Consider the following 4,913-nt stretch of genomic DNA (forward strand, 5'->3'; position numbering starts at 1 on the left):
TCCTAGTCTTGCTGGTTCAATATTTGCTGAATAAAAAGTATCATCTACTACAAAATTTTTTAGCGATCGCCCTGAGGAGAAAACTTTTTGGTTTACTGAGTGTGCCTGCGCCAAACGATGGAGATAGCTACTAAGACTTTCTGTGTAGGGAGTTCCCAGCGCCACAGGTTCAAGAGAAAATAACCGACTCCGTTGCGGAATTTCTAGAGGTTTTAGGTTCCAATGTTCTGAGTAAATAGTCATCCCTCTTGGATTAACCATTACGCTGGTCTTTAGTTTTAAAAGCCAAATTTCAGGAATTAGTTTTCGATTCACTCTTAACCTCGATGCCGTAATTAACAAAGAGATCGGAGACAGATATCTCCAAAGCTGCCGCTAACTTAACAATATTTTTTAACGAAGGGTTACGCTGTCCGTTTTCGATATCTGAGATGTAGTTGCGATGAAGCCCTGACCTTTCAGCCAGTTCTTCTTGGGATAAATCTAGCTCTCGCCTTCGCCGCCTAATCGCCTTGCCAAAGCGGTACTCAATACTGGGGTGTTTCTGCGTCACAAAACAATACTGAACCAGTAGCGCCGTTAAATCCATCTACTATCAGTGGATTTTTGCCCACTATAAGTGTTATAAAGTTAAGTAATATAGCATTAGACAAGCAAGTTTCTAACTTTATGGTCTTATTGTTATAGGTTCATCAAATCAAGTACAAGGTGCTTATTAAGGACTATATGAAAGAGCAATTTGAACAATGGGTTGCTCGCCTTAAAATATCCGAGGCAGGGCAAAAAATTATTGAGAAAGTTCGCTCATCTGAGCCATCCCGTCGCGTTGTTGGCGGTAGTAATAATGTTTCGGGACGCTACCCTAGCCGCAAGATGGGAGTCACGATTCAATTTGAGTCTCATCGGGTTTAACTGCCAATTATCTATCAGTTAGAACATGATAAAGATGTTCTAGAATTCTACGATCAACCACCGCAAATTAAACTTGACTATCAAGCAAGTAACGGACGTAAATTAGGCGTTTTCCACACCCCAGATTTCTTTATTATCCGAACCAATTCGGCTGGTTGGGAAGAGTGTAAAACTGAGCAGGATTTGAAAAAATTAGCAGAGAAAAACCCCAATCGTTACTTTTACTCTGAAGAAGATAATCAATGGCATTGTCCGCCAGGAGAAATCTATGCTAACCAGTTTGGGCTTTATTACCGCATTCGTTCAGATCGCGAAATCAATTGGGTTGTGCAACGTAATCTGCAATTTTTAGAAGATTATTACCGAGCCGAATTCCTAGCAGTGGAAGAAGCGATCGCTCAATCATTACTTGCAGTTGTGTCATCTCAACCAGGAATCGCTTTAGCAGAATTACTCAATCAGTCAACAGGAGCTAAATCTGACGATATCTACACCTTAATTATTCAAGAGCAAATTTATATTGATTTAAATGCTACACCACTAGCTGAACCAGAAAGATGTCTAATTTTCCGTGACGAACAAACTGCTAGTGCTTATAGATTAATGGTTGAGCAACCAAGCGTAAGTCTTCTGGCTATCTCTCCTGTAGTCAATATTGTTACTGGAGCAACTGTTAGTTGGGACGGCAAAGGTTTAAATATCATCCATGTTGGAGAAACAGAGGTTATACTTGGCGCAGAAAATAATCAGTTAATTGAACTCAAAAAAGCTATATTTGAGAATCTGGTTCGCCAAGGAAAAATCACAAGTCTCCAAACACCAGAAAAAACAGCTATTAGCACAGAATCTTGGCAGCGATTTTATCAAGCTAGTCCTGAAGACCAAGCAGAAGCTCTTGAACGCTACAGAACTATCGAACCTTACTTAAACGGCCATCCCCCAGAAAACGAAACAATACCAGCCCGTACTATTCGTCACTGGAAAGCTAAATATCTAACTGCAATTCAAAAATACGGTTGCGGCTACATTGGGCTTTTGTCCCATCGCAGTGTCAAAGGTAATCGTCAGCGCAAGCTGCCCGAAGACACCTTAGCAATTATGGAGAAGTTTATTTTAGAAGACTATGAAACTCTTAAACAAAAAAGAATGTGGGAGGTTTACGGGGCTTTAGTTCGAGCTTGCGAACAATCTGGTGTAATTGCTCCGAGTTACAAAGCATTTACTAAAGAAGTAAAACACCGTACTGGTTACGAACAAACTAAAAAACGCCAAGGTCGTCGTGCCGCTTATCAACATGAATCCTTCTATTGGGAGCTTACTACAACTACCCCAAGACACGGCGATCGCCCTTTTGAAATTGGACATATAGATCATACTCAGTTAGATGTAGAGCTAGTTTGCTCTCATACAGGTCACAATCTTGGCAGACCTTGGGCAACATTTCTCGTAGATGCTTACTCACGGCGATTGCTGGCAGTTTACCTAACTTTTGACTCACCCTCATATCGTTCTTGCTTAATGGTGCTAAGAATTTGTGTCAAGCGTCACGGTAGGCTTCCCCAAATTGTAGTGGTAGATAACGGTGCAGAGTTTCACAGCCTTTATTTTGAAACACTATTAGCTACTTTTGAATGTACAAAAAAGCAAAGACCTCCAGCCAAAGCTCGTTTTGGTTCGGTTTGCGAACGCCTATTTGGAACTTCCAATACTCAATTTGTCCATAACTTACTCGGTAATACACAAATAACTCGTAACGTCCGCCAAGTCACCAAGTCAGTTAACCCTAAAAATCAAGCTGTATGGACACTCGGTTTACTTTATGAATATCTTTGTGCTTGGGCTTACGAAGTTTACGATACAGACGAACATCCGGCACTTTTCCAGAGTCCGGGGGATGCGTTTGCTGCGGGTATGGTGATTGGTGGGAGTCGGGTTCACCGCATGATTCCTTACGATGAAAACTTTCAGATTCTTACCCTACCTACAACCTCACAGGGAAAAGCAAAAGTTCAAGCTGGACGCGGCGTAAAAATTAACTCAATGTACTACTGGTCTAATAGTTTCCGCGATCCCCAAATTGAAAATACCTCTGTGCAGATAAGATATGACCCGTTTAATATTGGTATCGCTTACGCGTTTGTTCGAGGACAGTGGGTACAGTGTATTTCTCAATATTATGCAGAACTCCAAGGTCGTTCAGAAAAAGAACTGAAGTTAGCTAGTATCGAGTTACGCAAACGCTCCTCAAATCATACACAACAATCTAAAGTTTCGGCTAAGAATTTAGCAGAATTTTTAGCATCGGTAGAAGCTCAAGAAGCTTTATTAGAACAGCGTTCCTATGATGCAGAAGTTAAGGAAGTCTTTAGAGTAATTGAGGGCGGAAAAGCGACAACAAGCCGTAACGAACAACCAAAACTTATTCAAGTTACTTTTGCTAATACCGATTCTCAAGTAGCTGAAGATGAAGCGCTCGTCCCAGAGACACTTGTAGTTTACGAGGAGTTTTAATTATGACAAAATCTACTGGATTTCCGCTTGAACTCCTCAAACTACCTGCTCCAGAAAGGCTTGCTTACTTTGAGAATTATACCGTAGCCCATCCTCGACTTAAAGAAGTTTATGAAATTCTCATGCGAACAATTGCCGAACCCGCAGGAGCTTCATTTATCTTTGTTTACGGTGCTAGTGGTGTTGGTAAAACAACTTTGAGACTCCGCGTTGAGCAGAAATTAACAGAACTAGCATTACCATTACTGGAAAGCGATCGTGGTCGTGTTCCTGTTGTTGGTGTTGAAGCTGTAGCCCCAGAATCGAGAAACTTCAACTGGAAGGATTACTACACACGCGCCTTAATCGCCTTAGAAGAACCCTTAATCGATCACAAGTTTGATTATGGTGTGCGTGGTATCTCTCGCGATAATTTTGGAAAAATTAATGTTGAGTCGAAAGTAGTTGCACCTGCTCTACGCAGAGCTTTAGAAAATGCTCTCATCCATCGTCATCCAGACGTATTTTTTGTCGATGAAGCACAACATTTTGGCAAGATGGCAAGCGGATACAAGCTACAAGATCAATTAGACTGCCTCAAATCTGTGGCAAATATGACAGGCATCTTGCATTGTCTGTTAGGAACATACGAATTACTAACATTCCGTAATTTGAGCGGTCAACTCTCACGTCGTAGTGTCGATATTCATTTCCGCCGTTATTGTGCTGACAGCCCAGAAGACGTACAGGCTTTTAAAAGTGTATTGTTGACTTTTCAACAGCAGATGCCACTTGCAGAGCATCCAGATTTAGTTACTCATTGGGAATATTTGTATGAACGAACATTAGGATGTGTTGGCATACTGAAAAATTGGCTAACACGCGCTTTTAAAGATGCTCTGGATCAAGAAGCAACAAAAATCACTCTCAAAGACTTACAAAAACGTGCTTGGTCAGTTGCTCAGTGTCAGAGGATGTTCAAAGAAATTCAAGAAGGCGAACGACAATTATCTGAAACAGAAACAGATGTACAAAACTTACGCTCTGCTCTAGGACTTGGATCAAAGACAATTGCACAGCCAGAAGAAGCTCCAAACAACACTCGTCCACCAGGAAAAGTTGGCAAACGCAAACCTAAAAGAGATCCCATCGGAGTGCAACAAGATGCTAGCTAATGGATTAGTAACATACGAATTTTGGGATTTAAAAAAGCTTTCTATTCCATCTCGTAGTCGGTTGTATCAATTAGAGCCTGTTGGCATTAGAACACCAATGGTGGAAAGCCTTACAGGATACATAGAAAGATTAGCAGAGGCTCATTGTGTACCTCCAGATGTATTAATTTCACGAACAATTACACCACTACTAAAACAAATATTTTTGAAATCCCGAACTAGTAACCCAAGTTGCGGGTTATGGAATACAAATTTACTACTGAATGCGATCGCGCACTTCAAAGTGGTGGGGGGAGGGAGAAAGGTGCACCACCTTTCAACCATCAAAACACAAAT

General features: G+C 41.2%; 4 protein-coding genes and 2 pseudogenes. 4 read left to right on the forward strand and 2 right to left on the reverse strand.

What is annotated here, in order from left to right; all coding sequences use genetic code 11:
* Nucleotides 1-261, reverse strand: a pseudogene (locus AABK37_RS40375) (hypothetical protein); the annotation flags it as partial.
* Nucleotides 262-292: 31 nt separating this feature from the next.
* The gene (locus AABK37_RS40380; protein WP_432557006.1) at nucleotides 293-553 is read right to left on the reverse strand and encodes a helix-turn-helix domain-containing protein; all 261 of its coding nucleotides are present in this window, start codon (nucleotides 551-553) and stop codon (nucleotides 293-295) included.
* Nucleotides 554-726: 173 nt separating this feature from the next.
* Here AABK37_RS40380 and AABK37_RS40385 point away from each other — a divergent pair, with 173 nt between their 5' ends.
* The 4 genes and pseudogenes from AABK37_RS40385 to AABK37_RS40400 all read left to right on the forward strand — a co-directional run.
* Entirely contained in the window at nucleotides 727-912 is a 186-nt protein-coding gene (locus tag AABK37_RS40385; RefSeq protein ID WP_432557007.1) for a hypothetical protein, read from the forward strand.
* 9 nt (nucleotides 913-921) lie between these two features.
* Nucleotides 922-3,423 (forward strand): TnsA endonuclease N-terminal domain-containing protein, encoded by a 2,502-nt coding sequence (locus tag AABK37_RS40390; RefSeq protein ID WP_432557009.1) that lies wholly within the window; start codon nucleotides 922-924, stop codon nucleotides 3,421-3,423.
* A 2-nt stretch (nucleotides 3,424-3,425) separates the two neighbouring features.
* Entirely contained in the window at nucleotides 3,426-4,577 is a 1,152-nt protein-coding gene (locus AABK37_RS40395) for an ATP-binding protein (protein ID WP_432557008.1), read from the forward strand.
* Nucleotides 4,567-4,913: pseudogene (locus AABK37_RS40400) on the forward strand (hypothetical protein); the annotation flags it as partial. The gene AABK37_RS40395 and the pseudogene AABK37_RS40400, both read left to right, overlap by 11 nt.

Source organism: Tolypothrix sp. VBCCA 56010, assembly GCF_050875635.1.
In the GTDB taxonomy this organism is placed as follows: domain Bacteria; phylum Cyanobacteriota; class Cyanobacteriia; order Cyanobacteriales; family Nostocaceae; genus Hassallia.